Raw genomic sequence first — 1,018 nt, forward strand, 5'->3', positions numbered from 1 at the left:
TTATCCAGTGCCTGGCGGAACAGGGCTTTTGTGTTGACGAGGCGGCCTGTGTTTTAGAGCTTCCCTGGGCTCAGGCGATTGCACCGCCCCTGGCCGGCCGGCTGGTGGAATGCACCGGCTACATTTGCGATACCCTGGTTCCCAATCTGGAGAAAACCCGCCAGGAAATCACCCATCTGCTGGGCGCCATGGAAGGGCGCTATATTGAGCCGGGACCGGGTGGAGCGCCCACCAGCGGCATGGCCGACATATTGCCCACGGGGCGCAATTTCTACGGTGTCGACCCCCGCAATCTGCCCACTCCGGCCGCCTGGGAGATCGGCAAAAGCATGGGCGACAGCATTATTGCACGCTATCTGGATGAAGAAGGCCGCTACCCGGAAAGTGTAGGGATCGTCTTATGGAGCACCAGCAACATGCGCAGCCATGGTCAGTGCATAGCGGAATTCCTGTATTTGCTGGGGGTGCGCCCGGTGCGGCTGCGGGGCATGGACCGGGTGGTGGATATAGAAGTGGTCCCCATGGAAGAATTGCAGCGTCCCCGCATTGATGTGACAGCCCGAATCAGCGGATTCTTCCGCGACAGCATGCCCAGCGCCGTGGCCTGGCTGGAAAAGGCGGTGGACATGGTGCTCAATTTGGATGAAGGGCCGGAAATCAATTATGTGCGTAAACATGTGTTTGCCGATGTAGCCGCTATGGTGCAGCAGGGCATGGACCGGGAGCAGGCCCGGGAGGAGGCCGCCTACCGCATTTTTGGCGATCCGCCCGGGACTTACGGCGCCGGGGTGAGCGACGTTTTGGAAGAGAAAAACTGGGAGACTGTGGACGATCTGGCCAGGGTATATGTACGCTGGGGCGGGCACGCTTATGGGCGGGGCAAGGGCAAGTATGTGCCGGAAGCCTTCAGCCGCCGCATGGGCAGTCTGGATGTGACCATTCAAAATGAAGACAACCGGGAAATCAGCATGTTGAGTTCGGACGACTACAATGCCTATCATGGCGGCATGATTGCCGC

Annotated in this window: 1 protein-coding gene; it reads left to right on the forward strand. The window is 59.6% G+C overall.

The genetic code is table 11. From position 1 onward, the window contains the following. Positions 1-1,018 (forward strand): cobaltochelatase subunit CobN (locus B2633_RS17190; RefSeq protein WP_483171907.1); only part of this gene is annotated, 1,018 nt, incomplete at both ends.

Source organism: Syntrophomonas sp. UBA1041 (genome assembly GCF_002316705.1).
In the GTDB taxonomy this organism is placed as follows: Bacteria; Bacillota; Syntrophomonadia; order Syntrophomonadales; family Syntrophomonadaceae; genus DTU019.